Below are 26,923 nucleotides of genomic sequence, written 5' to 3'. Positions count from 1 at the left end.
CGGCAGCGCCCCGCCCCGTACGCGGCCGTTCCGTTACCCGGCGGGTGTGTTCGGGCGCAGCGTCCACACGATGGTCATCTCGCCGGTGACGGCGCCGTCCTCCCTGGTGATGGCGACGTTCACCGGGAATTCCGGCCGCTGCCCCGCGTCCAGTTCGGCGACGATGTCGGCGACCGGTCGGCCGAGCTCGGCGGCGGCGGTGACCGGGCCCATGGCCAGCTTCTTGTAGCCGATCTCGGCCCGTACGGCGAGCGGCACGGCCCGCGAGAGCTGGTCGCCGAAGGCCGCGAGCACGATCGCGCCGCTGGCCGACTCGGCGAGCGTGAACATCGCGCCGGCGTGCGGGCCGCCGACGTGGTTGTGGTAGTCCGCCTGGTCGGGCAGCCGGACCACGGCCCGTTCGGGGGTGGTCTCGGTGAACTCCAGGTGGAGCGTACGGGCCATCGGCACGGTGGCCGCCATTATTTCGCCGATCGACGGCTTGGTCTCGGAGGACATGGCGGCATGTTACCTACGAGTAGCTTGTGGGGGGAAGCCCCGCCCGGCTTTCCGGCCCATCGGGTGGGGCGCATATCGTGGTGGCCCATGTGGCCAGGTCAGCAGCCGCCCGGAGGCGAGCAGAACCCGTATCCCGCGCGGCACGCGCTCCCGTCACGGTCCCGGGTGCGCCCGTGCTGACCGACACCGACCGCGCGGACGACCACCACGGCACCCGCCGCCCCCACCGCCCCCGCTCCCGCCGCCCCGCCTGGGCCGGCCGCAACTACACCCTGCTGACCACCGCCGCCGTGGTCGCCGGCCTCGGCAGCGCCGGATCGCTGATCGCGGCGGCGTTCGCGGTGCTCGGCACCGGCGGCTCGGCCACCGACGTCGGCCTGGTCGCCACGGCCCGTACGGTGCCGCTCGTCGTCTTCCTGCTGATAGGCGGCGCGGTCGCCGACCGGCTGCCGCGCCACCGCGTCATGGTCGCCGCCAACGCGCTCAACTGCGTCTCGCAGGGCCTCTTCGCCGTCCTCGTCCTGACCGGCGAGGCGCGGCTGTGGCAGATGGCGGTGCTGGCCGCCCTCGGCGGCACCGGGCAGGCGTTCTTCGCGCCGGCCTCCGAGGGGATGGTCCTCTCCAGCGTCTCCGGCGAGCACTCGGGCCGGGCCTTCGCCTTCTTCCGTATGAGCATGAACGGCGCGAACATCGGCGGCGCCGCACTCGGCGGCGCCCTGGTCGCCGCCGTCGGGCCGGGCTGGGTGCTGGCCGTCGACGCCGCCGCCTTCGCCGTGGCGGGCGCGCTGCGCGCCTTCCTCGACGTCGGCCACATCGCCGGGCGCGCCCCCACCGCCGGGCTCTTCACGGACCTGCGCGACGGCTGGCGCGAGGTGGTCTCCCGGCCCTGGCTGTGGGCCGTGATCGGACAGTTCGCGGTCGTCAACGCCGTCGTGGTGGCGGCCGAGGCGGTGTACGGGCCGATGGTCGCCGAGGAACACCTGGGCGGCCCCCGGCCGTGGGGCCTCGCGCTGGCCGCCTTCGGTGCGGGCACGGTCGGCGGCGCGCTGCTCATGATGCGGTTCAAGCCCCGCCGGATCCTGCTCACCGGCATCCTGTGCGTCTTCCCGCTCGCCCTCCCCTCGGCCGCGCTCGCCGTTCCGGTACCGGTCACCGTCCTCCTCCTGGTGATGTTCGGCACCGGCGTCGCGCTGGAGGTGTTCGGGGTGATGTGGATGGTGGCGCTGCACCAGGAGATACCGGAGGAGAAGTTCTCCCGGGTCTCGTCGTACGACTGGTTCGGCTCACTGGCGATCACCCCGGTGGCCACCGCGCTGGCCGGCCCCGTACAGGACCTCATCGGCCGGACCGCCGCCCTGTGGGGCTGCTCCGCACTGATCGCACTGCTGACGGCGGCGGTGCTGTGCGTACCGGACGTCCGGAGGCTGCGGCGACGGGTGGTTGGGGGGTCGGGGAGCTCAAGGGATTCGGAGGACTCAAGGGGTTGGAAGGACTCAGGGGGTTCGGTGGGCTCAGAGGGTTCGGCCCTCACCGCCGATCCGGCTGCCGAAGCTTCCGTCGCGCGCTCTTAGTTCCCTCCCCTCCTCTCCCCTTCCCCCTCCCCCCTTGTCCCTACGCCCCCGGCTCAACCGATGCTGAACGCGCCGTCCGGCGGGCGGGGCGACGGCACGGCCTGCGCATCGTGCACGGGTACGGCGTCACCGATCAGCCGCCGCAGCCCGTCGCCGTGCTCGACCCGCGCGGGGAACACATCGGCGGCGGCGCGCCGGGCCACCTGTGTGAGCGGCAGCTCGACGCGGGACGCGGCCAGCACGACGTTGCCGAAACGGCGGCCGCGCAGCACGGCCGGTTCGGCGATCACGCAGAGGTGGCCGAAGACGGTCGCGCAGTTCGCCAGCTGGGCGCGCAGGAAGCCGAAGGGCGCGCTGTCGGCGAGGTTCGCCGTGTAGATCCCGTGCGGGCGCAGTACGCGGGCGGCGGCCCGCACGTACTCGACCGAGGCCAGGTGCGCGGGCACCCGCGAGCCGCCGAAGACGTCCGCCACGATCACGTCCGCGCTGTGCTCCGGCGCCGTTTCCAGCGCCGTACGCGCGTCCTCGGCCCGCACCGCGATGCCGCAGTCCGCGGGCAGCGGCAGCTGTTCGGCGACCAGCGCGAGCAGCCCCCGGTCGGCTTCGACGACGTCCTGGCGGGAGCCGGGGCGGGTCGCGGCCAGATAGCGCGGCAGGGTCAGCGCCCCGCCGCCGAGATGCAGCACGTCGAGCGGTTCGCCGGGGGCGCCGGCCGCGTCGAGGACGGCCGCGAGCCGGCGCGCGTACTCGAATTCGAGGTCGGTCGGCGCGTCGAGGTCGACGTAGGACTGCGGGGCGCCGTCCACGGTCAGCAGCCAGGCGCGCGGCCGGTCCACGTCCGGCATCAGCTTGGCGGTGCCGCAGTCGACGACGCGGGTGACGGGCACCGGCTCGGCCGTCCCGCCCTCGGCCGGTGCGCCCGGTAGCGGGGTGCCCGGTATCTGCTCGGCTGCTTCATCCACCGTCCCATTGTGCCGGTACGGGAGCGCACAGCGACCCTCCCCGAACCGGCCCCTGCCGCCACCCCACCCCGTCGCCCCGCCTCATCCCATCACCTCACCTCATCCCATCACCTCACCTCATCCCGCCCAGACCGACGCGACCTCCTTCAGATGCGCCGCGGCCTGGCGGCGTCCCGCGCGAGCCGCGTCGGCACGTTTCGCCGGATCCAGGACGTTACGTCCGAAGGCGGCGCGCGCCGCGCGGTCGGGCACCAGTACGCACACCCGCGCGCCGCACCGTGCCAGCGCCGCGCCCTGCGACCGCGCGGTGGCGATGGGCCCACCGCCGGACGCCACCGGCGCCAGGACGACGACCCGCCCGTACCCGGCGGCGAGGTCCGCGTTGGCGCTGGAGTGCACCCCACCGTCGATCCACCACTTCCCGCCGATACGCACCGGCGGCCACACACCGGGCACCGCGCAACTGGCACTCACCGCGTCGACCAGGTCCGCCCCACTGGTGTCGTCGAAGGCCGTCCGCTCCCCCGTCGCCGCGTCCACCGCCGTGATCATCAGTCGCCCGGCCGGCCAGTCGTGGCTGACCAGGCGCCGTGCGAGGGCGTCGCGGCGGTCGGGCCCGGCTGCCGCGCGGGAGCTGAGCGCGAGGCGCCCCATCCGCGCGCCGAAGTCCACCGCGTCACGCGAGCGCAGCGCCAGGTACAGGAACCGGGCCAGCTCCCGCGCCCCCATGCGCGCCGCGGTCTCCCCCGTGACCGGGGCCAGCTGGCGCGCGAACAGTTCGTCCGGTGTCAGCCGCCCCGACGTGAGCTGGGCGCCCACGATCGCACCGGCCGAGGTGCCGATGACCGCGTCGGCCGACGGGAGGTCGACACCGGCCTCGACGAGTCCGGCGAGCATCCCGATCTCCCACCCGATGCCCGTGTAGCCCCCACCCCCGAGTATGAGCGCCGTTCCCGTCATCGCGGTCCCCTCTCCCGGTTCCCCGCCCCCTGTACGGCAGTGTGGCAGCCCCGGCCGGTGCCGCCCCGCCTCCGAGCCCGTACCGCTCCGTCCCCACCCGCACGGAACGGAGCGGTACGTACTCCCGGCCTGCCCTACTCCCGCCCCCTGTTTTCGTACTCCCCTGTTTTCGTACTCCCTGTTTTCGTACCCCCTGTTCTCGTACCCCCTGTTCTCGTACTCCCCAATGTTTTTGTACTCAGGCCTCCCCGGCTACATCTCGGCGACCGTACGGACCGTGCCGGCCCCCACCGTCCTGCCGCCCTCACGGACGGCGAACCCGAGGCCGGGCTCCAGCGGGATGTCGCGCCCCAGCTCGACGGTCATCGTCACCGTCTCGCCGGGCCGGGCGATGCCGCGCTCGCCGAGGTCGATGCCGCCGACCACGTCCGCCGTACGGATGTAGAACTGCGGGCGGTAGCCCGTGGAGAGCGGGGTGCGGCGGCCGCCCTCCTCCGTGGACAGCACGTACACCTCGGCGGTGAAGCGCCGCCGCGGCGTCACGCTGCCCGGCGCCGCGACGACATGCCCCCTGCGCACCTCGTCCCGGTGCAGGCCGCGCAGCAGCAGGGCGACGTTGTCCCCGGCCTGGGCGGACTCCATCGGTTTCCCGAAGGTCTCCACACCGGTCACCGTCGTCTCCGCCCCGTCGCCCAGCACCGCCACCCGGTCGCCGACACGCACCGTGCCGCGCTCGACGGCGCCGGTGACGACCGTGCCGCGCCCGGTGATGGTCAGGACGTTCTCCACCGGCAGCAGGAACGGCGCGTCCAGATACCGCTCCGGCGTCGGCACGTAGGTGTCCACCGCGTCGAGCAGCGCCTCGATGGCCTGGCTCCAGCGGGGGTCGCCTTCCAGGGCGCGGAGCCCGGAGACCCGTACGACGGGTACGTGGTCCCCGTCGTACCCGTGCGCCGACAGCAGCTCGCGGACCTCCAGCTCCACCAGGTCGGTCAGCTCGGGGTCGCCCGCGTCCGCCTTGTTCAGCGCGACGACGACGTACCGGACGCCGACCTGCTTGGCGAGCAGGACGTGCTCGGCGGTCTGCGGCATGATCCCGTCGAGCGCGGAGACGACGAGGATCGCGCCGTCGAGCTGCGCCGCGCCGGTGACCATGTTCTTGATGAAGTCGGCGTGGCCCGGCATGTCGACGTGGGCGTAGTGCCGGGTGTCCGTCTCGTACTCGACGTGCGAGATGTTGATGGTGATGCCGCGCGCGGCCTCCTCCGGAGCCCGGTCGATCCGGTCGAAGGGCACGAAGGTGCCGCTGCCCCGCTCACTGAGCACCTTGGTGATGGCGGCGGTCAAGGTGGTCTTCCCGTGGTCGACGTGGCCCATGGTGCCGATGTTCAGGTGCGGCTTGGTCCGCACGTATGCCGTCTTGGGCATGGCTGTTCTTCCTCGCGAGTGCGATGCGGTGAGTACGGCGGCGTGACGCGCCGCCGTGGGAACCCCTGAGCCCCACCGACCCTCCCCCTGCGGGGTTCGCCGGTCGATCCGGAGAGGGTCAGCTTCGCGCGCCGCCGGCCGCGGATGCGGCGGGAACGGCGGCGGCAGTGCCTGCCGCGACGGGGTCGGCGGCGACGGTGGTGCCGGGGAACGGCACGGCATCGGCCTTGAGCGCGGCGATCAGCGCCGCGAGCGAGTCGACGGCAGCCTTCGGCGCGTCCGCGACTGCGGACGTGAGCGCGAGGTAAGGCTGCCGGAACATGCGCCAAGGATCTCGCGCGGCACGCGCCACGTCGAACGATTTTCCAGCCCCGGCCTGCCCGCTCCCCCCTTCCCCCACCCCGCCCCTCCCCACACCTCCTACTCTCCTCCCCCCACACCTCCCACATCTCCCGCCCCCCCTTCCCTCACCCCGTCCCTCCCTCCCCCGTCACCCCACAGCGACCGCGAATACACCTCCACGCCACACTCGTCGGTTACGCTCCCGGGATGCTCGAACCCGCCGCAACGCCCGACGGCCTCGCCGCGCGCTGCACGCGTGTGCTCTTCTCCCCCTGGGCCCGCCTCGCCGTACTCCTCGTCCTGCTCGCAGGCGCCGCCGCCGCCATGCTCGTCTGGCAGCCGCAGCGGCTGCTGGCACACGGCTGGCCGCCCGAGTGGGCCGGCGGCGGCGCCGTGGTGCTCTTCGGACTCGCGTACGGGGTGTGCACCACCGCGTTCGTCCCCCGCCCGGTTCTCAACCTCGCCGCCGGGGCCATCTTCGGCAGCCTGTCCGGCTTCCTGTCCGCCCTGGCCGGCACGGTCCTCGGCGCTGGCCTGGCCTTCGGGCTCGGCCGGCTGCTGGGCCAGGACGCCCTGCGCCCCTTCCTGCGCGCCCGCTGGCTGACCGCCGCCGACCGGCAGCTCAGCGACCACGGTTTCCGCTCGATGCTGGCGATCCGGCTCTTCCCCGGCCTGCCGTTCTGCGCCACCAACTACTGCGCGGCGGTCTCCCGCATGGGCTGGGGCGCGTTCCTGCTGGCCACCACCCTCGGCAGCGTGCCGAACACCGCCGCATACGTCATCGCCGGCGCCCGGGCCTCGACGCCCACCTCGCCCGCCTTCCTGATCTCCACCGGCTTCATCGCGGTCTCCGGTCTGGCCGCGGTGCTCGTGGCCTGGCGCAAGCGCGCGTCACTCCGGGGGCGTTGACCGGCAGGCGTCCGGAAAGAGCCCTTTGACCCCTCGGACACTTCCGGGCGCTACGCTGCCCCTCGACCGGTCCCTGATCCCGCCGACCGCACGTTGCCCTTCCGCCCTTTCCGCCCTCGTGCCGCCCGTCCCGCGTCTTCGCTGGGTAAGCGCTTGATCACCCTCTGGATAGCGTAGCTTCGATGCACTGGTTTGAATCCTTCATCCTCGGCCTGGTCCAAGGGTTGACCGAGTTCCTGCCCATCTCCTCCAGCGCGCATCTGCGCCTGACCGCGGCATTCGCGGGCTGGCACGACCCCGGCGCCGCCTTCACCGCGATCACGCAGATCGGCACCGAGGCCGCCGTACTGATCTACTTCCGCAAGGACATCGCACGGATCGTCTCGACCTGGGCGCGCTCCCTCGTCAACCGCGACCTGCGACACGACCACGACGCCCAGATGGGGTGGCTGGTCATCGTCGGCTCCATCCCGATCGGCGTCCTGGGCATCACCCTCAAGGACGCCATCGAGGGCCCCTTCCGCGATCTGCGCCTGATCGCGACGACCCTCATCGTCATGGGCGTCGTCCTGGGCATCGCGGACCGCCTGGCCGCCCGCGACGAGTCCGGCGGCCGCCACCGCGCCGTCAAACAGCGCAAGACCCTCACCGACCTGAACGTCAAGGACGGCCTCATCTACGGCGTCTGCCAGGCCATGGCCCTGATCCCCGGCGTCTCCCGCTCCGGCGCCACCATCAGCGGCGGCCTCCTGATGGGCTACACCCGCGAGGCGGCGGCCCGCTACTCCTTCCTCCTCGCCATCCCCGCCGTTCTGGCCTCCGGCGTCTACGAACTCAAGGACGCCTTCGGCAACAACGCCACCACAAGCCACGTCTCCTGGGGCCCGACCATCTTCGCCACGGTCATCGCCTTCGTCGTCGGCTACGCCGTCATCGCCTGGTTCATGAAGTTCATCACCACCAAGAGCTTCATGCCCTTCGTCATCTACCGCATCCTCCTGGGCATCGCCCTGTTCGCCCTGGTCAGCGCGGGCGTCCTGAGCCCCCACGCCGGCGAATCGGCAGGCTGAGACGACCGTTCCGGGCCCCTGGATCTACCAGTTCCTGCTCGCACCAACACGCAGGAACCAGCAGATCCCGGCACCTCCGCGCGGGCGATTTCCATGGTCGACTCCCATTCGGCTCCCAGTTGACCTTGCCCGTCGGCGGCCGGTGTGTCACCGGACCGCCGCTGCGAGGCGGCCAGCCGCACCCTGAGCCCCCCCGACCCGGACGCGATGAGGACACAGGGGTGAAGGAGGCGCATCCGCCGGCCCGGTAACTACGGCGAGCACGCCCACGGCGATGCGCACCACTGCCGCGCCCGCCGCCGACGAACACCGCAAGACCCCGGTCTGACCAGGCCGCATCCAAGATGCGGCCCAGCCCCAAGCCCCCGGGCTCACCGCCTCCTACCTCCCCTTCATCCAGCGGCCCCTGGACACGCCCGCCGCACCCTGCGCGAGCACGCCCAGGCGCAGTGAACGCCGACTTCGTCCCTGCGTCCGGCCCCCGTGCGGTCGCTGCACCGGCTTCAACTCGGCAGGGCACCCAAGACCCCCGACAGAGTCACTCACTTAGCGAACCGCCTGTCCGTACTGCCGGACCTGCATGTCTGACGATCGGCAGGGTACTTCGCTCAGATGACAGAATCGCAATCTCCTGCACCGTATGCGCGCATACGGACCACTGTTCTCGACTGCCCTGACACGCTGACCTTGGCCCGCTTCTACCAGGGCCTCCTGGGAGGACGCATCTCGGGCCGCAGTGAGCAGTGGACCGAGTTGCATGTGGAAGGAGCCCCTCACCTGTCCTTCCAGCAAGCTCCTGGCTACAAGCCTCCGGCCTGGCCGGACCCGGACCGGTCGCAGCAGTTGCATCTCGACTTCGACGTCGAAGACATCGAGGCGGCTGAGAGGCACGCATTGGCGCTGGGGGCAGTGCCGCTGGACGTGGACGACGACGGAGGCGCCCGGCGTTTCCGTGTCTACGCCGACCCGGCGGGACATCCTTTCTGTCTGATCCGCCCGGCCTGAGGGTTGAGGCGAGCCTGCGGCGTACGGTCCGGCACCGCCCTCGCGGGGGTGCCGGACCGTACGCCGGTTTAGTCGGCGCGGCGGGCGGCCCAGGCCCGTGTCAGATAGGTGGTCTCGACGGTCTCCAAGTCGACGAGCCGTTCTTTTACGTAGTCCAAGAACTTGCGGAAGTTCTCCTCGCCGAGCTGAACCTGGACATCGTTGACGGACTTCCACACGCCCAGGTAGTGCTCAACGCTTTGCTGAACGGTGTGCCGGCCTTCGAGGAAGACGACGTCCTCGAAATGGGGGCAGGCTGTCAAGCGGTCGGTGAGGGTTTCGTTGAGTCCCGTTCGAGCCGATGAGACGCGCCGCAGGTCGGGCTTGAGGCGGGTCAGTTCTGCCTCTATGTCCACGAGCAGCGGATTGTCGTCGATGTGCCGGGGGTTCCACAGAGCGACGAACCACCCACCGGGCCGCAGGAGGCGACGGAATTCTGCCGTCCCAAGGTCGAAGTCGACCCAGTGGAAGGATGAAGCCATGCTGACCAGGTCGGCGCAGGCATCCGGCAGTCCGGTGTCTTCTCCCTTTCCCGCTCGCCACTGGATGGGAAACTGCTTGGAGTCGCGCATGCCGGTGGTGCGCATTTCTTCGTTCGGGTCGACTGCGGTGACGGAGCGAAATCCTCCTTCCGCGAGCATGCGTGCCCATATTCCGGTGCCAGCGCCGACGTCTACGGCGTCGCATTGGTCGGCCGACCGATCCAGTAACCCGATGAGAGCCGACCTGACTGTGGGTGCGTACCCTTCCCGGTACTTGCTGTAGTTTTCAGCCAGACCGGTGAAGTCGCCGTGCTTAAGGCTTCCTGTGTTCACTTCTTCCTCCTGCTCACAGTGGTCGGGTGGGCGGTGCGCCAGGCGTCGCGCTGCGCGCAGAACTCGATGATTTCGCGTGCGGCCCGGTCGGGGCTGGTGTCGTCATGGTTGGCGATCACGAGGTCCGGATTTCTCGGAAATTCAGGGGTGACGCCGAGGCCGACGATTTTGTGACGGTCCCCGTGGCGGTAAATACCTTTGCTGTCGCGTTGGCGAAGGACGTCCAGGGGTACGTCGAGCAGGACTTCGATGTAACCGTCAATGTTTTGGCGGTTCCACTCCTGCACGTCGTGGAAGAGGGAGATGGTGGAGCAGACGACTGTGTGACCCTGGAGAGCGAACGTGCGGCATAACCGGGCATAGGTGAATGCCATACGGTGACGGCTTTCCCGGTCGTAGCCCCCGTGTACGTCCAGGGCTTCGCGCACGATGTCCCCGTCCAGGATGACCGGTGACATGCCTTGGGTGCGCAATCGGTCGACCAGGGTTCGGGACACCGTCGTTTTCCCCGCACCGGACAGGCCGGTTATCCATATGACCGGTCCGCCTAGCGTCACCTGCTGCTTTTGTTCCAATGTTGTTGGGGACGCCAAAATGTCCTCCGATTCCTTTTATGCCGTAGGGCGGCGGTGGTGTTCAGTGGGAACGGGACGGGATCTGGACGGAGTTTCTGCCGAGCCAAAGGCAGAGTATGGTCCCGAAAGCCGCTGCTGCCGCAATAATGGCAAAGGCGGTCTGGTATCCCAAAACAGCGGACTGCTCAGCACCGCCGAAAGCCGCGATCACCGTTGCCAGCATCGCTACGGACATCGCTCCGGCGACATGGGTGCTGGTTTCGAACAAGCCGTACGCGGTTGATTTCTCCCGGTCGTGCACATGCTCTCCTGCCGCAGCGTTCAGGGTTACTGCGGCGATTGCGATACCGAAGCCGACCAGCAGCTGCGCGGGCAAGAGGGTGAAAGCGTAAGGGCCTGAGTGTGCTGCCAGCGCGATGCTGGTCATGCCGAGGGCACAGGCTGTCAGTGCTCCGGCGGACACCGACCACCGCGACCTGGAGCCGCTCAACAGGCGTGAAGCGACCGGCGATCCGGCGAAGGCGGCCAGTCCCAGCGGGACGAAAGCAGCTCCGGCTTCCAGTGTCGAATAGTGCCTGACTTTTTGAAAGTACAGCAGCGCAACGTAGACGGTGCCGTTGTAGGCGAACACCTGGGCAGGCATGACCAGCATGGCGATACGCAGGGTGCGTACGCGCAAGACCGCGAGTGGTACGAGCGGTATGCGCGCACGCCGCTCCCTGAACACAAAACTGGTGAACACCAATCCGGCACCTGCCAGCGCAAGCAGGGTCGAGGGTGCCACCAGAGAAGATCTCTCCACATTGGTGACAGCGAAGACCAGGAGCATGAACGCGGTGGCGAGTAGGGCCGCTGCCGGCACATCCATCTGGTGGGAGCGCTTGGGCTCCGGTTTGCTGTCGGCCACGGACCAGGGCACCGCGGCGGCGGCACACAGCGCTACGCATGCCGAGAGCAGAAAGACGAACCGCCAGCCCAGAGTCTGCTCGACGAGGCCGCCCACTATTGCTCCGCACGCACTGCCGCTGCTGCCTGCCACACCGGAGACAGCGAAGAGGCGGTTTCGCGCAGATCGGTCGGGGACACTACTGATGAGGGCGAAAGCGTTCGGGACGGCCAGGGCAGCTCCCAGCCCTTGGACGGCTCTCCCCGTCAGCATCCACGCCAGGTTTGAAGCCGCGCCAGATACGAGTAGCCCGCAGGCCAGCAGGCCAAGGCCCGTCGCCAGCATGCGCCGACGGCCGAACCGGTCACCGCTGCGCCCTCCCAGCAGCAGGCATCCCCCCAGCGCCACGGTGTACACCGTGATGATCCACTGGGCATCGAGGTTCCGCAGCCCGAGGCCGGTCTCGATGGCGGGCAAGGCCACGGTCACCACGGTTCCGTCGAAGACCACCAGGAAATTGGTGGCGGCCAGCACTCCTGCTGCCATGACCCCGGTGCCCTGGCGCCGGCTGCGCACCGCAACGTCCACCCCGTGATTCGCCTGTGTCATCGGCGTCGCATCAAGTCGAAGTTTCGAGGTCGTAACCGAAGCGACGAGCCAAACGGCGTAGCTCGGGGACAGCAAAGTGGTTGCCGAGTTCTGGTGTCATCCAGTCCCGCCAGCCGCCGACTTTTCCACTGCGCATGACCCGGGCTTCAGGCTGCCCAGGACCACTCACTGCTTCCTGTCGCTCAGTTTGCCGGGCGACTACGGCGTCCTCACGGGCCCGCATCGCCTCGTAAGAGCTGTGGTCGGCCGCCCGGCGCAATTCCGTCTCGTCCACGGCTATGGATAAGGCCGCGAATGCTTCTCGCATGGCCCTGGCCGCGTCTGCCTTCAGGTCCTCGAAGCGCAGGACGTGGCAGGCAGACGCCCGTTGAGCCGCGCTCAGCCAGTCGCGGTAGTAGATGGCCCACGCTTCAGCCGGCGGGCGGCCGGTGAAGAACGGCATCCTCAGGAACTCGGTGAAGGTGTCGGGTACCTTCTCCCACTCCAGCTGAGCGAATCCGCGGTGGTACCGGTACCAGGAGTACAACGCGTCCCTCGGATCGCGTACCAGGAGAAGGACGGAACCGAAGTTGTACCCGTCGAATTCCTCGGACGGCAAGTGTGTCTTCATCAAGCGTGGCCGTGGGCAATGAACGGCGTGGAGAGAGGGCTCGTGCGAACTCTGAACGGAGCCTTCAGCGGATGGTGGATAGCCCCTGATGCGGCGGCTGATGGCGTCGTCGGCCAAGTGGACAGTTGTGTCATCTATCAGCCGGTCACGGTTCAGGTCGATATACCCGAGTCCCAGTTCCAATATGATGTTCCCCAGCAGGGACGATCCCGCTCCGCCGATACTGGGCATGATGACATCGTCAGTCTGGAGAAAGGCCATGTTGTGGTAGTGCAGGCCGAATCCCATCTTGGTGAAGCGCCGTGCCCCAGAGGAATGAGGGTTACCTAAATCCCACACGCAGAGCTCCCACCTACGTATAGGCCCACGGTCGACGCCGGACACCTCGCTGGCCGTTTACCTCAGCTACATCCATGGTTCACCGTGGGCTCAGGCCTTGTTTCCTGTCCCAGCGGGTGCCCTGTCCACTCCCGGACAAACATGCCCAGCACAACAAGCTCGCGCCAACGGCCTGGCGCAAGGCGGTGTTCGCCCAGCCAGCCGGGATACTGCTCAGGGTTTGCGTCCCGAGCGGTCAAAGCGTCGTCCACGGCGGGGTGTTCAGGAACGCAGGTGGTGCTGCCGTGCGGTGACCGGGGCGCGCCAGCGGGCTCGTACGGTGGTTTCGCTGTCGAGCCACTGGACGGCAGGGGCCGTGGGTTGTGGCAGGTCGCCCATGGTGGCGGCGATGTTGACGTAGCAGGCGAAGTCACCGTTCGCGGCGGCTTCGCGGAGCCGGTCGAGGGTGGCGGTCAGGTCGTCGTGTGCGCCGCGTACGGCGTGGTGGAAGGCGAGGGCGGTTTCCGGCAGCGGGCTGCTCGGCACTCCCCTGCTGGCCTGACCGGAGAAAACAGCGGCGTGTCCTTTGTGGTGTGAGGCGGCTCCCGGCCCGGGCGAAGGAGCGCCGCGGGCAGCAATCACGAAGCTTGTGAAGACCGCCCGGCCTCACCGGTCTCAGGCATCGTCGGCGAGCTCGGCCGTTCGGTAGCGTGGCGGTATTCGGCGTTGATCCGCTGAGCTTCTTCGAGCTGGTCTTCGAGGATGATGATGCGGCAGGCGGCCTCGATGGGAGTGCCCTGGTCGACGAGCTCGCGGGCGCGGGCGGCGATGCGCAGCTGATAGCGGGAGTAGCGGCGGTGGCCGCCGGCGGAGCGCAGCGGGGTGACCAGGCGGGCCTCGCCGATGGCGCGCAGGAAGCCCTGGGTGGTGCCGAGCATCTCGGCGGCCCTGCCTATGGTGTAGGCGGGGTAGTCCTCGTCGTCGAGCCGGCCGTACGAGTCGTCTGCTGTCATCGAACCTCTTTCATGGAACGCGTCGAGGGGCCCGGATGCCGTACTGGCACCCGGACCCCGAAGGAACTGCTACACCATCTGCCGACCGTGATACCGCGTCGGCCTTCTGTATCCGCCGACCCAGCCGAAGAGCTGCCGGGACTGCGGGGATCGCGGTTGCTTGACCGGAGACCACCTCACTGTCGATGTCCTGCGGTACCCGGACCTCATACGTGCGCCCGGGCGATCCTGATGGCGACCGTTCCTCCGTTCTTCCCTCAGTGATCAACTGCTGTACTGCTGGTGATGCGAACTGCTCAGCGGCCTGTGACAGCGCCGCCTTCCGGCAGCCGGCCCCGTTGCCCGTCCTGCTCTGGCGTGGAACCTGCCGCCTTGCTTCTTGCTTCCCGGTGCGTGCGCTTGCAGCTGGCGCCTTCACCAGGGTTCTGCTCACGGCGGCCCCTGATACTGCGGGTCGCCCGGTGCGGCCGTCAGCCCCGTCGCCGTCCTGCTCAGCTATGGCTTCGGAACTCCACCGCCGCACCGTCCTGCGTGCTGCATGTGCGGGTCCTGCTGCCCGGCAGTTCGTCTCTGCCGGGCCCTTCGGTCTCTCTGGGTTACGAGAGAAACCATAACTACCCCACCATCCAATGTCTACTGCGGCCGACATAGATTTTCGGTCGGACGGTGGGGAGGTATTCGGCTCTGACTGGCGATGGGGCAGGGGTGCGGCCCGCACCGCCGGAGTAGCGGGCCGCAAGCCGGGCACACGCACCGGACGGGCAGAACCGGGCATTGACGATCCAGAGACCAGGTGAGCTGATGGACACGGTGAGCGCCAGCGGTGCCCCTGTCCGCTCCGGGAGATCCGCCGCCGCCCGCCTGGATGCTCGGGCCTTCCTGGACGGCCTCCTGCCTCCGGTCGCGTCCGAGGCCGCGGACACCGTGCTCCTGGTCGTCTCCGAACTCGTCACCAACGCCCTGCGCCACGCGGGCGGCACCTGGGCCCTGGAGCTGACCGCGCACCCGGACGGCATCGAGGTGGCCGTGCACGATCCCAGCCCGCGGACGCCGCGCCTGCGCACCCCCGATCTGAACGGCGGCACCGGAGGGTTCGGCTGGCCCTTGGTCAACCGCCTCGCCCGCACCACCGCGGTCACCCCCGGGCCGTTCGGCGGCAAAACCGTCAGCGCCCTCCTCCCCCGGTAGCTGCGGAAAAAATATTCTGCTGCCGGGTGGTGGCTGAGAGTGCCCGCTGGCTGGGCCGCCGTTCCGGCAGGGCGGCTCCTACGGGTTCGAAACGGCAGCCGTAGGAGCCGCCCCTGCCGGCCCCGGACGCGGGACAGCGGCCGGCCGGACAGGGGAGCCCGCATCAGCTGATGTCCAGCCTTGCCTGCGACAGGCATAAGACCTGTCTGGCGACCTTCACCACTACGTCCACTCCGCTCACCCCGGCCTGCGCTGGTTCAGCCCGCGTCGCACCAGGACGCGGTGGATGGTGGCCGGCACCGCAGCGGCCGCCAAGGCCCTCGGACGCATCGGCATCAGTGCCGATGTCTCACCCGCGTACACCCAGCTCGCCACTTGGCGCAGTCAGACCCTCCCCGACACCGTCCGCCGCCGCGCCGCCACCCGGCGCTGAGGCGGCACCAGCCTCCCGAGGCAGCGCATCTAAATAAGGTTCTTAGATTTTAGTGCTCCCCTTTGGCTAGTTGACCGCCTCGCCCCGCGCTACGCGGCACGATTCTGAGGAGCTCCGCCATGATCACGCCCGCCCCGACTGCTTCTTTCGCCGCTGTCGTCCCGCCCGTCGTCGCCGTCGCCTACCACTCGGGGTTCGGCCACACCGCGGTGCTCGCCGAGGCGGTGCGCGACGGTGCCGCCGGCGCCGGGGCGACCGTCCACCTGGTCAAGGTCGACGAGATCACCGAGGAGCAGTGGGACCTGCTCGACGCTGCCGACGCGATCGTTTTCGGCTCGCCGACCTACATGGGCACCGCGTCCGGCGCCTTCCACGTCTTCGCCGAGGCCACCTCGAAGCGCTACACGACCCGCGCCTGGCAGGACAAGCTCGCGGCGGGCTTCACCAACTCCGGCTCCAAGAGCGGCGACAAGCTGCACACCCTGCAGTTCTTCTCCGTGCTGGCCGCCCAGCACGGCATGCACTGGGTCAACCTCGGCCTGCTGCCCGGCTGGCACTCCACCACCGCCTCCGAGAACGACCTCAACCGCCTCGGCTTCTACCTGGGCGCCGCCGCGCAGACCGACACCGACCGGGGCCCGGACGGCGTCCACAAGGCCGACATAGCCACCGCCGACCACCTCGGCCGCCGCGTCGCCGCCCAGGCCGCGGTCTACGCCGCCGGCCGCGCCGCGGTCGCCGCCTGATCCGCTTGTTCCAGAGGCCGGTCGACGGCGGGAGGCCGGTTGCGCAGAGGCTGTGCGCGGCGGTGTCCTGCCGCCCGCCTGGCTCCTGCTGAGGCTGCCTGGCGCAACCAGCCCGCTCCCTCTTGCCGTCGCCCTTGCCACGGTGGCAGCAGCTGCGGTCGGCGCCGGGGCCTACATCCGGGACAACATCGACATCCGCCGCTAACCCAACCACGCCGGGGGCAGGCACCGCGGTGCCTGCCCCTGGCTACCAGGCCAGCATCGAACCGTACTTCCCGGCCCCGGCCTCCGGCCGTGCGCTCTCCCACGTACGGTGCGCACTATTCGCACACCCCGTTGGCCGTGACGGATAGCGCCGGGTGCCCACATCCCAGTCGGCGACCTTCAACGCGGTGGCCACCAGCGGCTGGGCGTCTCCTGCGCGAACGCCGACGGCATCGTCATCGCTTGCAGTCACACGGATCAGCCGGTCTCGGATGGCCCTTCGAGCTGCTCCATGATCTGGTCCACGATCGTCTCGCACAGAGCAGGGGCCTGGAGTGCGGCCTCGACGCTCCGCCTGATGAACTCACGCACTTCGATCTCCTGCATTGCTGTGATGAGGAGCCCCCGCAGGCCGGATCCGTGACCGAACCCCCTTCAGCAGCCGGGTCAAGGGCGGAGACCAGGGCCTCCACCACTCTCCGGGGGGCGAGGTGGGCCGGCGCATCCGTTGCGGGGTAGAGGAGCGCGAGCTGGCTCAGCAGCCGGGCGTAGGCCTCGCGCTGCGGCGGCCGCGGTTCGGTCTGCCCCTTTTCGCAGCTGACGACCGTGGCGCGGCGGACGTTCAGCACAGTGGTCACCTGGTCCTGGCTCAGGCCATGTGCTTTGCGCAGCCGTTCGCGTTCGGCTGGCGGGGGCAGGGCGGGCTGGCCCGTGACCAGGGCGTCAACCGCGTCGAACAGCTCGGACAAAGGGCGCCTCCTGCCCTGCAGCCTACCTCGATCGATTCTGGATCGTACTTATGCCGTACTTTTAGCGTGCAGTTCTGGTGATCGTTACTGGATGTGTGGAGGGTCGGGAGGGCCGGTGCGGGACAGGGACGTGGCACCGGCTGTGCTGGCGGAGACGGAGCACCAGGACATCCTGGAGACGCTCATCGCGCCGACGTGGACGAAGGACGCCGTCGTCCAGGAGCGGGCGGTGGTGGTCTTCGTGGCCGGTCCGCCGGGGGCCGGCAAGTCCGCCGTCGCCGACCTGGTGCACGAGGTGCTGGCCCGGCGCGGTGGTGCAGTACGCATCGGCAGTGACCTGTACAAATCGCTGCACCCGGCCTATGCGGCGCTGCTGGCCGCCGACGACCGGCGGGCCGGGGTCGCGGTGCGTAACGGACACCCGCCGGTGGCAGGAAGGTGTGGAGGCGTACGTACGTCGCCGCCGACTGGACGCCGTGGTGGAAACTGCGCTGGCCGATGCGGACACCTTCCGTGCCGCGGCCGCGGCCTACCGAGCGGCGGGGCACCGCATCGAGGTCGCGGTGCTGGCCGTGCCGGAGGCGGTCAGCCAGCTCAGCGTGCTGGAGCGCTACCTCGGCCAGGTTGAAGCCGCTGGCGCGGGACGCTACGTCTCCTTCGGCAACCACGACCTGTGCAGCCGCGCCCTGCTGGGCACCCTTCGCGTCATCGAGGCCGAGGACCTGGCGGACCGCATCCCCGTCTTCCGCCGCGACCGTGAAGTGCTGGCCAGCACCGAGCTGAACGGTGCGATACGCGGTGGTGAAGGGGCCGCGGCGGCGGTGGCCGCGGAGCGGTTACGGCCCTGGACCGCGCGCGAAACGCAGCGCTTTCGCCAGGCGATGTCCGGAGCCCAGCAGCGGGTGCATCCCGAGCGGATCTCCCGCGAGCGCCTGGCCTGGCACTTCGACACCAGCGTGCTGAAGGCCGAATCTGCTGTCGACGGCTGGTACCCACTGCTGACGTCCGTCCCCGCCGACCAGGCGGATGCCGGGCAGGCCCTGATCCACTACAAGGGCCAGGGCACGGTCGAACGCAGATACCACGACTTCAAGGGCCCGCTCGCGGTTGCGCCGGTCTTCGTCCAGCACAACCGGCGCGTCGCCGCCCTCATCCAGGTCATCTGCCTGGTCCTGCTGGTCTTCTGTCTGATCGAACGCCAGGTCAGACGGGCGCTCGGCCCCGAGCAGACCATGAGCGGTCTCTACCCCGACAACCGCCGCGTCCGCCCCACGGGCCGCATGATCTTCTACCACTTCGGCGAACTCACCCTGCAGGTCGGCAACATCACCGAGCCGCCCACCGCCCAGATCACCCGCAGCGTCCAACTCCACCTCCTCGACCTGCTCGACACCGACATCGGACAGACCCGCTGGCCGCAGACCTGAAACGGTGACCGCGAAGTCCGGGGCTAGAGGGAACCACGCCTCACACAAGGCCGAGATCGTTATGGATTACTTGTCTCGAATGGGACTGGTCGCTCATGCACCCGTACGTGTAATGCGCAGGTGTGCCGGCACGGCCCACCACTGGTCCGGGCGGTCGACGACCTGGGCGTCGGGGCCGGTCTCACCGTACCGGGCGAGGCGCAGAAGGTAGGCCGCGATGCCTGCCGCGCCCTGCATCCACGTCGTGCCGGGCGGCAGCAGCGGCGGGTCCTCGCGGTGTTCCAGAAAGCGCCAACGAGCGCCCGCGTCATCCCTGATGACCCGGGCGACCAACGCGTCACCCATCCTGTGCGCGGCCCGCAGCAGGGTCTGTCTCCTCTCCGGCACCCGGCAGTCCTGGGCCGCGTCCAGCAGGACGTCTCCGACGCCCGCCGTTCCGCAGCAGCGGCCGTCGTTGTCCCAGAAGCCGGGACGCAGGCGTTCCGGCACACCCGAGGTGAGAATCGAGGTCAGACAGCGCTGCCGCAGTTCGTCGACGTCGTGGCCAGCCACCTCGGTGACCCCTGCGTGCGCCAGCGCGGTGAACAGGTGCGAGGTGCCCGCCGGGCCGTGGCACCACGTGTACGTCACCGGTTCCACCTCCCGGCGCGACGGCGGGATCGTGTGCGGGACGACGAAGCCCGCATCCTCCAACGACCCCACCGAGAGGACGTGCCGGGCGCCCGCGACCGCTGCCTCGACGAAATCCTCGCGGCCCAGGGCAGCGCCCGCGACCGCCAAAGCGGCCGCGACCCCGGACGTTCCGTGCGAGTAGTTCGGCGCCCTCGACGCCGCCCCCGGTGTCGTACCCCAGTCGAGGCCCGCCTCCGTGCGGTCCGCCGCCCGCAGCAGGGCCTCGCCTCCCGTCGTCGCGATCACCTCGGTGAACTCGCTCTTCGCCCAGACCGCCGTCATCACCACGCCCGCGGTCCCCATGACGACGTCGGTGAGGGGCGCGTCGGAACCCGGCTCGAAGTCGAGCGTGGTCTTCCATCCGTCGCCGGTCGCCAGGGCGGCCAGCCGCCGCAGCGCCACCACTTCCTCACCCGGGGCGAGCAGTCTGAGCGCCGTCGCGTCGCCCGCGAGGCCGTCGTACAGCGAGGGCTCCGTTCGCTGCTCGGCCTGGGCCGACAGCCTGGTCACGATGCCGGTCACCAGCGCCGTTTCCCGCACGCCCAGCTCCCGGTACTGCGCGATCTCGGCCAGCACCGGGGCCAGGCCGGCGATCCCCGCGTACAGCGAGTCGCGGTCCTGGGCAGGTGACGCGGCATCAGAACCGCCCTCCACCAGCCACGGACCCTCGTCCTCGCACACGTGGTCCAGCACCCACGACCACGCGGCCTCGCCCACATCCCGATATACGTCGCTTCTCACCAAGCCACGCCCCAACCGCCGGATCACCGGCCCGTGCGGTGCGGTGTTGCCGCTCCGTCAGTTCCGGCGGTCGCGGAGGGCCACTTCAAGACGCTGACGCTGAGCCCGTGGCCGCGGAGGCCGGGAAGCCATCGACACACCCGATCCAACGCCACACCACCGGCCCAGGACACCACCGAACCGGTCACACCAAACGAATCAACGACCCACGAAGTACGGGGCTAGTAGTGCTTCGTTAGCTCTGCCGATCTTGCCTGTTCAGGGGCATGGTGGAGTGATGAGACTCGGGGAGGTGGAGCGGCTCCGGGGTGAGTCGGCGGACTTCGTTGCCGAGGTTTTCGGTTCGCTGCCGCGGCGGGACCAGCGGCGGTGGGGTGAGTGTTATCTGCGGGGTCTGATGCTGGACGGGTGGCGCAAGTCGATCCAGCCGATGGCCGCGCGGCTGCCGGACGGGAACATGCAGGCCCTGCAGCAGTTCGTGAATCAGTCGCCGTGGGAGTGGGAGCCAGTACGGCAGCGGATCGCCCAGCGGTTGTGCGAGGTGGTCCGGCCCGAGGTGTGGGTGGTCGACGATGTCTCCTTTCCCAAGTGCGGCAAGGCCTCGGTCGGGGTGGCCCGGCAGTACTGCGGGGCCTTGGCAAGCGGGCCAGCTGCCAGGTCGCTATCAGCGTGCACGCGGCCACCGACAGTGCGTCCTGCCCGCTGGAGTGGGAGCTGTTCCTGCCCCAGGAATGGGCCAAGGATGCCCGGCGGCGCCGGGCATCGGGGGTGCCCGGCGAGGTCGGCCACGTGGCCAAGTCACAGTTGGCCCTGGCGCTGCTGGACCGGCTAGCGACCTGGCTGCCGGCCGTGCCGGTGATCGTGGCTGATGCCGGCTACGGCCGCAGCGTCGCCTTCCGCCTCGCCCTGGAGAGGCGGGGCTGGTCCTATGTGGTGGCGGTCGACCCCAAGGAGGTCGCCCGGCCGGCCGAGGCGGAGCCGTACCTGCCGGCCTATGGCGGGCTGGGGCCGCCGGCTCTGCCGCGCTATCGAACCCCGGCCCGCCCCCTGCCCGACCTCATCGAGGAGGCCACCGCGTTCACCGAGGTGGCCTGGCGTGAGGGCAGCAAAGGGATACTGACCTCGCACTTCGCGGTGCTGGAGGTGCGTCCCTCGGGCAAGGAGGCCAGCCGCACCGCGCAGGAGCAAGGCGGCGGCCGCAACCGCTGGGACGGGGTGCTGCCCGCGCGGACGCTACTGGTCGAACGGCCCGAGGGCGCCCCGGAACCGACCGGCTACTGGATCTCCGATCTGCCTCCCACCGCCTCCCCGAAGGAGCTGGTGCGGTGGGCGAAGATGCGCTGGCGCATTGAGCACGACTACCGCGAGCTGAAGCACGGCCTGGGCCTGGACCACTTCGAGGGCCGCACCTGGCGCGGCCGGCACCACCATGTCACCCTCGTCACCGCCTCCCAGGCCTTCCTCACCCTCCGGCGCTTGGACCCAAAAGCCCACACACCGGCCTCACCCTCTACCAGGTCCTCAACGGCCTGCAGAACGTCCTGAGGTGTTGGACCGGCACCTGCACCACCTGCGGCCGCCCCCTGACCAGAGCCAGAACCTAACGAAGCACTACTAGGTCGTGACTTTTGGATCAGCTTGCGGATCAGATGAAGATGCCCGCGATGTGGAGTGCGGCCAGGGAGTCGGTGGCGGTCCGACCGGCGGGCCCTGCCCCGCGGCTCTGGCCCCACGTGAACCCGTACGGCCGGTTCGAGCTCGACAGGAACAGCCGCCCGGGCCTGTCCGTCCGGTCGACGGTGCCCGGCCCGCGCACCCCGCGGGGAGACGCAGTCGCAGCCCCACTGTGAGCATCAGGGCTGGCCGGACATATCCGCAGGTGGCGGCCGTGCAGGTGGCAGGAGCGCTTGGGGCGCCACTGTCGAGGAAGGCGGGAGTCAGCCGCTGGCCGGCGCTCCAGTGCGCTGGCTGGGGTACCGATGATGCCTGTGGGGCGATCCGACGCTTCTGTCACCCCATGCCCGGAATGTCCGCCTAGGCTCGTCCGTACTACGTGATCAAATCGATCGCCAGCAGGGACTGAGGGAGTGCGGAGCATGCCTGAGAACACGCTGCGGGACAAGGTCGCCGTCGTCGGCGGTGGCGAGAAGAATTTGGGCGGGCTGGTGAGCAGGACATTCGCGGAGGCCGGGGCGAGGGTGGTCGTGCATTACCACAGCTCCGAGAACGAGGCCGAGCAGACGGTGAAGGCGATCCAGGAGGGCGGAGGACAGGCCGTCCGCGTCCAGGGGGACCTGACGAAGGTCGCCGACGTACGGCGGCTCTTCGACACGGCGGTGGACACCTACGGCGGCGCCGACATCGCGGTCAACACCACCGGGATGGTGCTGCGCAAGCCGATCCTGGAGACCACCGAGGAAGAGTACGACCGCATGTTCGGCATCAATGCCAAGGCGGCGTACTTCTTCATCCAGGAGGCCGGGCGCCGGCTGAACGACCACGGCAAGATCATCAGCCTGGGCACGTCTTTGCTGGCCGCCTTCACCGACGGCTACTCCACCTACGCCGGCGGCAAAGCCCCGCTTGAGCACTTCACCCGGGCGGCCGCCAAGGAGTTCGCGGACCGCGGGATCTCCGTGAACACGGTGGCTCCGGGGCCGATGGACACGCCGTTCTTCTACCCGCAGGAGACCCCGGAGCGGGTGGAGTTCCACAAGTCGCAGGCGATGGGCAACCAGCTCACCCACATCGAGGACATCGTCCCGATCATCAGGTTCCTGGCCACCGAAGGATGGTGGTTCACCGGTCAGACGATGTTCCCCAACGGCGGCTACACCACCCGCTGACCCCGTGGTCTCCCGGCGTGGGTGCACCGGCCGGGTCAGTCCCGCCGGCGTCGGCGCCCTGCCTCCAAGACCGGGAGGTGGGGCCCGTTCCATGCCGGGCCGTGCCGTAGGTGTGCGCCACCACCCGTCGGGCGGTGGCGCACTACCTGTTCGTCAGCGGTGTCCCGCGGACGTCACCGGGGGGGCAGCGGCGTCCCCAGCTTTCGGTGTCGATGGCGTGGCGGTGCTGGTCGCGCAAGGTGGCGACATCGCGCTTGCTGTCCCACACGTGATCGCGGCGGTTCTGGAAGACGCGCTGGAGGTTGTCGTGGCCCCGGCCGGTGTGCACCCGCACCGTCTTGTGGCCGCCCAGGCGCAGGTGGTTGAAGCGGTAGGCCTGTGGCGGCTGTTGGACAGCGTCCAGCCCTTGAGGTTGACCGGGTGCCGGCCAGTGTTCTGGACCGTGATCCACTCCCCGTTCAGGCTGCGGTTGGCGCGGGTGTCCCGCTCGGGGCTGTCGGCCTGAACGGCGCCGATCACGATGGGCGAGCGGTGCCTGGCCGGAACGTGGTGGACGGTGGCCGACGCGGGCAGTGCCATGGTGGCGGCCAGGGCTGCCGAGACGAGGACGGTGGTGGCGAGACGTGGTGCGAAGCGGATCACGTAGACCTCCCGCGAACAGCCCCAGAGGGGGATGGTGAAAGCCGATGCCCGGGCCATCGCCGGACGAGGACCACAGGGAGGTCGCCGCGCCCATCACCTCGTTGAAAATGTGACTGGCCATTACAGAACACGGACATTGGCACACCAGATCCGCGACCAGCGCACACGCCCCCGCACCCGGCACCCCGCACGCGCCCCTTCCCCCGTCCCGCCCGCAACCGTGCTGACCAGCACAGCAGCACGGCTCCTGATCGTGCGGGGGATACTCCGCCATCACGTTCGAGAAGCCTCCCGTCCCCGTTCGCCGACGCCGCGAAGAAGGGGGACGCGAAAGCACAGCAGCCACGGCTGCTGCGCAGCCCGCGGAACACGTTCACAGGGGTGCGCCTCCCGGGCCGTTTTTCGGAGTACCCAGGGTGCTTCCGGATCGTCGGCGAGAGTGTGGTGCCCCGCTGGAGCACCGCCAAGAAGAGGAGTCCCTGTGCTTCCTGGTCACATTCACCGGATGAAGGGTGCCGTCGTGCTGGGCGCCAGCCGCCCCGGCGAGCACGGGCCCTTCGGAACCTGGGCGAACGACGAAGCCCAGCTCGACGACACCCCCAGGAGGACCCGGACGACGAGGGGCAACCCGCGCCTTCACGGCCCGTTGAAGCAGGTGCGCGACAGGCGCCGGGTGTGCGGCCATGGTTAGGCCCGGTGTACGGCCCGGCGCCCCGGACCATGAGCGCGCGGCGGCCGGATGCCGGTGACGACACCAGAGCGGCCCGCCTACGCCTCCGGGCGCTCTCTTCGCCGTCCTGGTCGTAGTTCGTAGTCCGACATCGGCAAGGGCTCGGCCTCCCGCATCAGCTCCGCCGTCCAGAACCGCTCCACCGCGGCGGGATCCTGCGCCGCCAGCGAGGTCACGGTGGGCCCGTCGGCCGCTGCATCCTCCGCCGGCCTGCCGAAGCTCGTCTTCGATGTGCTCGGTCCACTCGGTGTGGCCGGACTTGCGCAGCAGTTCGCGGCGCGGTCCAGTTCGAGGTCAGCGCCGCCGGTCAGCTGATGGAAGCGTACAGGTGGCCGCGGACCTGCTCGGGTGGTCTCCAGCGCCTTCGACAGGGAGCCGAGGGCTTCGACCGATTCGTCGCCGACACCGTCGGGACGCTGGTGGGCTGCGTCGAAGCCGTCGGTGCCCCCTGGGCACCGAGGCGTATCACGCCGAGTGCGGGCGCGGCGCCGATGGTGGCCTGCGTGCCCGCGCGGCCGCCGTTCGGCCGTCAGAACGCATCGTCCGCAGGCGGCAGCAGCGTACGCAGCACCGCCTTCGGGCGGCAGATCGCGCACGTGATGGCCACCTCCGGGCCCTGGGCCAGGAGCCGCAGGGCCTCCGCGTCGGTGGCCAGGGAGCCGCCTTCGGACCCGGCGGCGCAGTCCAGGCGATGCACCAGATGCCACCCGTTCCCCGTTACATCGACACGCCAACGGGTGCGCTTCTCCTGTGGCGGAGGATCCAGGACGGTGTAGTCCTCGCCCTCGAGGGGCCGCACAATCGGATACGGCGTGCAGCCACCGACAACGTGGGCTGCTGGATCGGGCCCCGCGGAGTATCCACCCGGCCGGGCAGCGTGAGCTCGTAGTCGTACCATCAGGGCGCCCGAGCGGTCGCGGCGTCAACGGGTGACGACCACCTGGACCGTCTGCCCGTCCGGCAGCGTCACCTTCACCAGGGGCCGTCGCCCAGTGCGCCGCCGTCTCGTTGTACTCCTCCACATCTCTGCCCCTAAGAGGAGCTAACAGAAAGCGTCAGTGTGGCCATGTCGTTGGCCGTGGCGGCTCGTTGCATGTGTTACGGGTAAGGGACCGCCGTGGCTGGTGTCGGACGACTTGTGGCTGAGGGTTGAGCCGCTGCTTCCGGTCCGAGCCCGGCGCAGGGAGCATCCGGGCCGGCTGCCGCTGGATGAGCGCAAGTGCCTGCAGGGCGTTTTGTTTGTTCTGCATACCGGCATCCAGTGGCAGTGGCTGCCGCAGGAACTCGGCTTCGGCTCGGGGATGACCTGCTGGCGCCGGCTGCGGGACTGGCACGAGGCCGGGGTGTGGGACCAGCGTCGCGGCGGCCCAAAACGGGGCCGAGCCCGGTCGACCGCGCCAGACCGGGCTCGAAACACCATGTGATCACCGATGCGCGCGGCACTCCGCCGGCCATCACGCTCACCGGCGGCAACCGGCACGATGTCACCCAGTTGCTGCCCCTGCTCGATGCGGTACCCCACCTCAAAGGCCGCACCGGCAGGCCCCGTCACCGGCCGCGGCAGGTTTTCGCTGACCGCGGTTACGACTTCGACAAGTACCGCCGCCTGCTGTGGCGGCGCGGGATCAAGCCGGTCATCGCCCGCCGCGGCGTGCCGCACGGCTCCGGACTCGGCACGGTCCGCTGGGTGGTCGAGCGTACGAACGCGTGGATTCACGGCTTTCGCCGTCTGCGCATCCGATGGGAGGTCCGCGACGACATCCACGAAGCGTTCCTGAAACTGGCCTGCTGCCTGATCACCTACCGACAAGCCCAAGCATTCTGTCAACTCCTCCAAATGGTCATCGACGTGCATATACAGTGCGGTCAAGAGGGCGTCTAAAGCGTGTTGCAGAAGGCTGTGATGCGGGCATTTTCTTGGTATGGCCGGTGTGTTGAGGGCTGATCGGGTGTGGGTGGAGACGTTCACGGGCCTGCGGCTGCGGCAGTTTGAGGGGCTGTTGCGGGCGGTGCGTGAGCGGGGCGGCAACGGTCCTGGTGGCGGCCGTCCGTGGTGCCTGCCGCTGGCTAACCGGGTCCTGCTGGTGGCCGTCTACTACCGCACGAACCTCACGATGCGGCAGCTCGCGCCGCTGTTCGGGATCTCGTCGGCGACCGTGTGCCGGGTCATCCAGCGGCTGCGGCCTTCGCTGGCACTCGAGCCGGCCGCCCGGCCCACCGATGCCGCGGACCGGCTGTGGATCGTGGACGGCACCCTGGTTCCGGTGCGCGACCGGACGGTCGGCGCATCGAGCCGTAATTACCGGTTCTCGGCGAACGTGCAGGTCATCATCGATGCCGACACAAAGCTGGTAGTCGCCGCCGCCCGGCCGGCTCCGGGCAACAAGGCCGACTCCCACATCTGGCGGAACTCCGGCCTGCCCGCCCAGTGCCAGGGCGTGCCCGTGCTCGGTGACGGTGCCTACCTCAACACCGGGCTCATCGTCCCGCACCGCAAACGCCAGGGGCGGCCCCTCCTGCCGGGCGAGGAGGAGGACAATGCCGAACACCGCAAGGTCCGCGCTCGCGTGGAACATGCCTTCGCGAGGATGAAGAACGACAAGATCCTCCGTGACTGCCGGCAGCGCGGCGACGGCCTCCACCACGCGGTCCAAGCGGTCGCCCCCATGCACAACCTCGCCCTGGCAACATGACCACAACCGCCGGAACCGGGCCCTGACCTGCCAGATCACAGCCTTCTGCAACACGCTTTAGTTCGGTCGTCACAACCCGATGCGGGACACCCTCCCCGCCTCCGTGAATCCCGCAATCGGAACTACTCGTCTAGACGATTGCTTCCGAGGGGGCTTTGGTCGTAGGTGTTCAGGATGCGGAGCGCAGGGGTCGGCACCGGGACTGGGTCTGGTGCACTCGTGTGCTAGCCTCTCGGGCGACT

General features: G+C 69.6%; 25 protein-coding genes and 4 pseudogenes. 13 read left to right on the top strand and 16 right to left on the bottom strand.

Translation table 11 applies throughout. The features are described 5' to 3' along the window. Positions 1–33 precede the first annotated feature (33 nt). A complete protein-coding gene (locus AB0L45_RS19995) occupies positions 34–498 on the bottom strand; it encodes a DUF4442 domain-containing protein (protein ID WP_365841612.1) in 465 nt (154 codons plus the stop codon). A gap of 272 nt (positions 499–770) precedes the next feature. Here AB0L45_RS19995 and AB0L45_RS19990 point away from each other — a divergent pair, with 272 nt between their 5' ends. Beyond that, complete coding sequence (locus tag AB0L45_RS19990; protein ID WP_365841843.1) at positions 771–2,069, top strand: MFS transporter; 1,299 nt, start codon at positions 771–773, stop codon at positions 2,067–2,069. A gap of 53 nt (positions 2,070–2,122) precedes the next feature. On the opposite strand, the gene AB0L45_RS19985 is transcribed toward AB0L45_RS19990, so the two are convergent. The 4 genes from AB0L45_RS19985 to AB0L45_RS19970 form a co-directional block, all read right to left on the bottom strand. Then, complete coding sequence (locus AB0L45_RS19985; protein ID WP_365841841.1) at positions 2,123–2,914, bottom strand: fused MFS/spermidine synthase; 792 nt, start codon at positions 2,912–2,914, stop codon at positions 2,123–2,125. Between the two features lie 234 nt (positions 2,915–3,148). Further along, on the bottom strand, positions 3,149–3,991 hold the full coding sequence (locus AB0L45_RS19980; protein WP_365841610.1) for a patatin-like phospholipase family protein: 843 nt from the start codon (positions 3,989–3,991) through the stop codon (positions 3,149–3,151). Between the two features lie 252 nt (positions 3,992–4,243). Next, the gene (tuf, locus tag AB0L45_RS19975) at positions 4,244–5,419 is read right to left on the bottom strand and encodes an elongation factor Tu (RefSeq protein ID WP_365841608.1); all 1,176 of its coding nucleotides are present in this window, start codon (positions 5,417–5,419) and stop codon (positions 4,244–4,246) included. Positions 5,420–5,537: 118 nt separating this feature from the next. Beyond that, positions 5,538–5,741 (bottom strand): hypothetical protein, encoded by a 204-nt coding sequence (locus AB0L45_RS19970; protein ID WP_365841606.1) that lies wholly within the window; start codon positions 5,739–5,741, stop codon positions 5,538–5,540. Positions 5,742–5,968: 227 nt separating this feature from the next. Here AB0L45_RS19970 and AB0L45_RS19965 point away from each other — a divergent pair, with 227 nt between their 5' ends. The 3 genes from AB0L45_RS19965 to AB0L45_RS19955 all read left to right on the top strand — a co-directional run bounded on the left by AB0L45_RS19965 (position 5,969) and on the right by AB0L45_RS19955 (position 8,745). After that, positions 5,969–6,670 (top strand): TVP38/TMEM64 family protein, encoded by a 702-nt coding sequence (locus AB0L45_RS19965; RefSeq protein ID WP_365841604.1) that lies wholly within the window; start codon positions 5,969–5,971, stop codon positions 6,668–6,670. Between the two features lie 182 nt (positions 6,671–6,852). Next, a complete protein-coding gene (locus AB0L45_RS19960) occupies positions 6,853–7,740 on the top strand; it encodes an undecaprenyl-diphosphate phosphatase (RefSeq protein WP_365841602.1) in 888 nt (295 codons plus the stop codon). Positions 7,741–8,352: 612 nt separating this feature from the next. Next, positions 8,353–8,745 (top strand): VOC family protein, encoded by a 393-nt coding sequence (locus tag AB0L45_RS19955; RefSeq protein ID WP_365841600.1) that lies wholly within the window; start codon positions 8,353–8,355, stop codon positions 8,743–8,745. Positions 8,746–8,813: 68 nt separating this feature from the next. Here the strand turns inward: AB0L45_RS19955 and AB0L45_RS19950 are convergent, their stop codons facing one another. The 6 genes from AB0L45_RS19950 to AB0L45_RS19925 form a co-directional block, all read right to left on the bottom strand. Further along, entirely contained in the window at positions 8,814–9,599 is a 786-nt protein-coding gene (locus AB0L45_RS19950; RefSeq protein ID WP_365841598.1) for a class I SAM-dependent methyltransferase, read from the bottom strand. Next, positions 9,596–10,156: an adenylyl-sulfate kinase gene (locus tag AB0L45_RS19945; RefSeq protein ID WP_365841840.1), complete on the bottom strand. Its 561-nt coding sequence runs from the start codon at positions 10,154–10,156 to the stop codon at positions 9,596–9,598. The genes AB0L45_RS19950 and AB0L45_RS19945 overlap by 4 nt, the downstream gene beginning before the upstream one ends. A 79-nt stretch (positions 10,157–10,235) precedes the next feature. Further along, the gene (locus AB0L45_RS19940) at positions 10,236–11,669 is read right to left on the bottom strand and encodes an MFS transporter (RefSeq protein WP_365841596.1); all 1,434 of its coding nucleotides are present in this window, start codon (positions 11,667–11,669) and stop codon (positions 10,236–10,238) included. Between the two features lie 10 nt (positions 11,670–11,679). Beyond that, positions 11,680–12,567: a sulfotransferase domain-containing protein gene (locus AB0L45_RS19935; RefSeq protein WP_365841594.1), complete on the bottom strand. Its 888-nt coding sequence runs from the start codon at positions 12,565–12,567 to the stop codon at positions 11,680–11,682. A gap of 312 nt (positions 12,568–12,879) precedes the next feature. Then, the gene (locus tag AB0L45_RS19930) at positions 12,880–13,143 is read right to left on the bottom strand and encodes a hypothetical protein (protein WP_365841592.1); all 264 of its coding nucleotides are present in this window, start codon (positions 13,141–13,143) and stop codon (positions 12,880–12,882) included. 92 nt (positions 13,144–13,235) lie between these two features. Beyond that, positions 13,236–13,610: a MerR family transcriptional regulator gene (locus AB0L45_RS19925; RefSeq protein WP_365841590.1), complete on the bottom strand. Its 375-nt coding sequence runs from the start codon at positions 13,608–13,610 to the stop codon at positions 13,236–13,238. Positions 13,611–14,411: 801 nt separating this feature from the next. Here AB0L45_RS19925 and AB0L45_RS19920 point away from each other — a divergent pair. From AB0L45_RS19920 to AB0L45_RS19910, 3 genes are all read left to right on the top strand, one after another. Further along, on the top strand, positions 14,412–14,798 hold the full coding sequence (locus tag AB0L45_RS19920; protein WP_365841588.1) for an ATP-binding protein: 387 nt from the start codon (positions 14,412–14,414) through the stop codon (positions 14,796–14,798). Between the two features lie 286 nt (positions 14,799–15,084). Beyond that, positions 15,085–15,231, top strand: coding sequence for a hypothetical protein (locus tag AB0L45_RS19915; protein WP_365841586.1), 147 nt, complete (start codon positions 15,085–15,087; stop codon positions 15,229–15,231). Between the two features lie 119 nt (positions 15,232–15,350). Next, positions 15,351–15,977: a flavodoxin family protein gene (locus AB0L45_RS19910; protein WP_365841584.1), complete on the top strand. Its 627-nt coding sequence runs from the start codon at positions 15,351–15,353 to the stop codon at positions 15,975–15,977. 713 nt (positions 15,978–16,690) lie between these two features. Here the strand turns inward: AB0L45_RS19910 and AB0L45_RS19905 are convergent. After that, positions 16,691–16,930 (bottom strand): annotated as a pseudogene (locus AB0L45_RS19905) (helix-turn-helix transcriptional regulator); the annotation flags it as partial. Positions 16,931–17,021: 91 nt separating this feature from the next. Between AB0L45_RS19905 and AB0L45_RS19900 the strand changes: the two are divergent. Continuing rightward, positions 17,022–17,330: pseudogene (locus AB0L45_RS19900) on the top strand (zeta toxin family protein); the annotation flags it as partial. Further along, on the top strand, positions 17,293–18,357 hold the full coding sequence (locus tag AB0L45_RS19895) for a zeta toxin family protein (RefSeq protein WP_365841582.1): 1,065 nt from the start codon (positions 17,293–17,295) through the stop codon (positions 18,355–18,357). The pseudogene AB0L45_RS19900 and the gene AB0L45_RS19895, both read left to right, overlap by 38 nt. Positions 18,358–18,450: 93 nt before the next feature. On the opposite strand, the gene AB0L45_RS19890 is transcribed toward AB0L45_RS19895, so the two are convergent. Then, the gene (locus AB0L45_RS19890; RefSeq protein ID WP_365841580.1) at positions 18,451–19,770 is read right to left on the bottom strand and encodes a lanthionine synthetase LanC family protein; all 1,320 of its coding nucleotides are present in this window, start codon (positions 19,768–19,770) and stop codon (positions 18,451–18,453) included. Positions 19,771–20,047: 277 nt separating this feature from the next. Here AB0L45_RS19890 and AB0L45_RS19885 point away from each other — a divergent pair. Further along, positions 20,048–21,315 (top strand): annotated as a pseudogene (locus tag AB0L45_RS19885) (IS701 family transposase). 551 nt (positions 21,316–21,866) lie between these two features. Beyond that, positions 21,867–22,616, top strand: a complete 750-nt coding sequence (locus tag AB0L45_RS19880; RefSeq protein ID WP_365841578.1) for an SDR family oxidoreductase — start codon at positions 21,867–21,869, stop codon at positions 22,614–22,616. A 142-nt stretch (positions 22,617–22,758) separates the two neighbouring features. Here the strand turns inward: AB0L45_RS19880 and AB0L45_RS19875 are convergent, their stop codons facing one another. From AB0L45_RS19875 to AB0L45_RS19865, 3 genes are all read right to left on the bottom strand, one after another. Next, positions 22,759–23,067: a hypothetical protein gene (locus tag AB0L45_RS19875; RefSeq protein WP_365841576.1), complete on the bottom strand. Its 309-nt coding sequence runs from the start codon at positions 23,065–23,067 to the stop codon at positions 22,759–22,761. Between the two features lie 959 nt (positions 23,068–24,026). Next, complete coding sequence (locus tag AB0L45_RS19870) at positions 24,027–24,164, bottom strand: hypothetical protein (protein ID WP_365841574.1); 138 nt, start codon at positions 24,162–24,164, stop codon at positions 24,027–24,029. A gap of 353 nt (positions 24,165–24,517) precedes the next feature. After that, positions 24,518–24,685: a DUF6233 domain-containing protein gene (locus AB0L45_RS19865; RefSeq protein WP_365841572.1), complete on the bottom strand. Its 168-nt coding sequence runs from the start codon at positions 24,683–24,685 to the stop codon at positions 24,518–24,520. Positions 24,686–25,109: 424 nt separating this feature from the next. Here AB0L45_RS19865 and AB0L45_RS19860 point away from each other — a divergent pair. Together AB0L45_RS19860 and AB0L45_RS19855 are read left to right on the top strand one after the other, a co-directional pair. After that, positions 25,110–25,870 (top strand): annotated as a pseudogene (locus AB0L45_RS19860) (IS5 family transposase). A gap of 40 nt (positions 25,871–25,910) precedes the next feature. Further along, positions 25,911–26,681: a transposase family protein gene (locus AB0L45_RS19855; RefSeq protein WP_365841570.1), complete on the top strand. Its 771-nt coding sequence runs from the start codon at positions 25,911–25,913 to the stop codon at positions 26,679–26,681. The last annotated feature ends 242 nt before the right edge of the window (positions 26,682–26,923 follow it).

The organism is Streptomyces sp. NPDC052496 (assembly GCF_040679095.1).
In the GTDB taxonomy this organism is placed as follows: Bacteria; Actinomycetota; Actinomycetes; order Streptomycetales; family Streptomycetaceae; genus Streptomyces.
The sequence above is the reverse complement of the archived record's forward strand: the minus strand, read 5'-3'. Positions and strand labels throughout refer to the sequence as shown.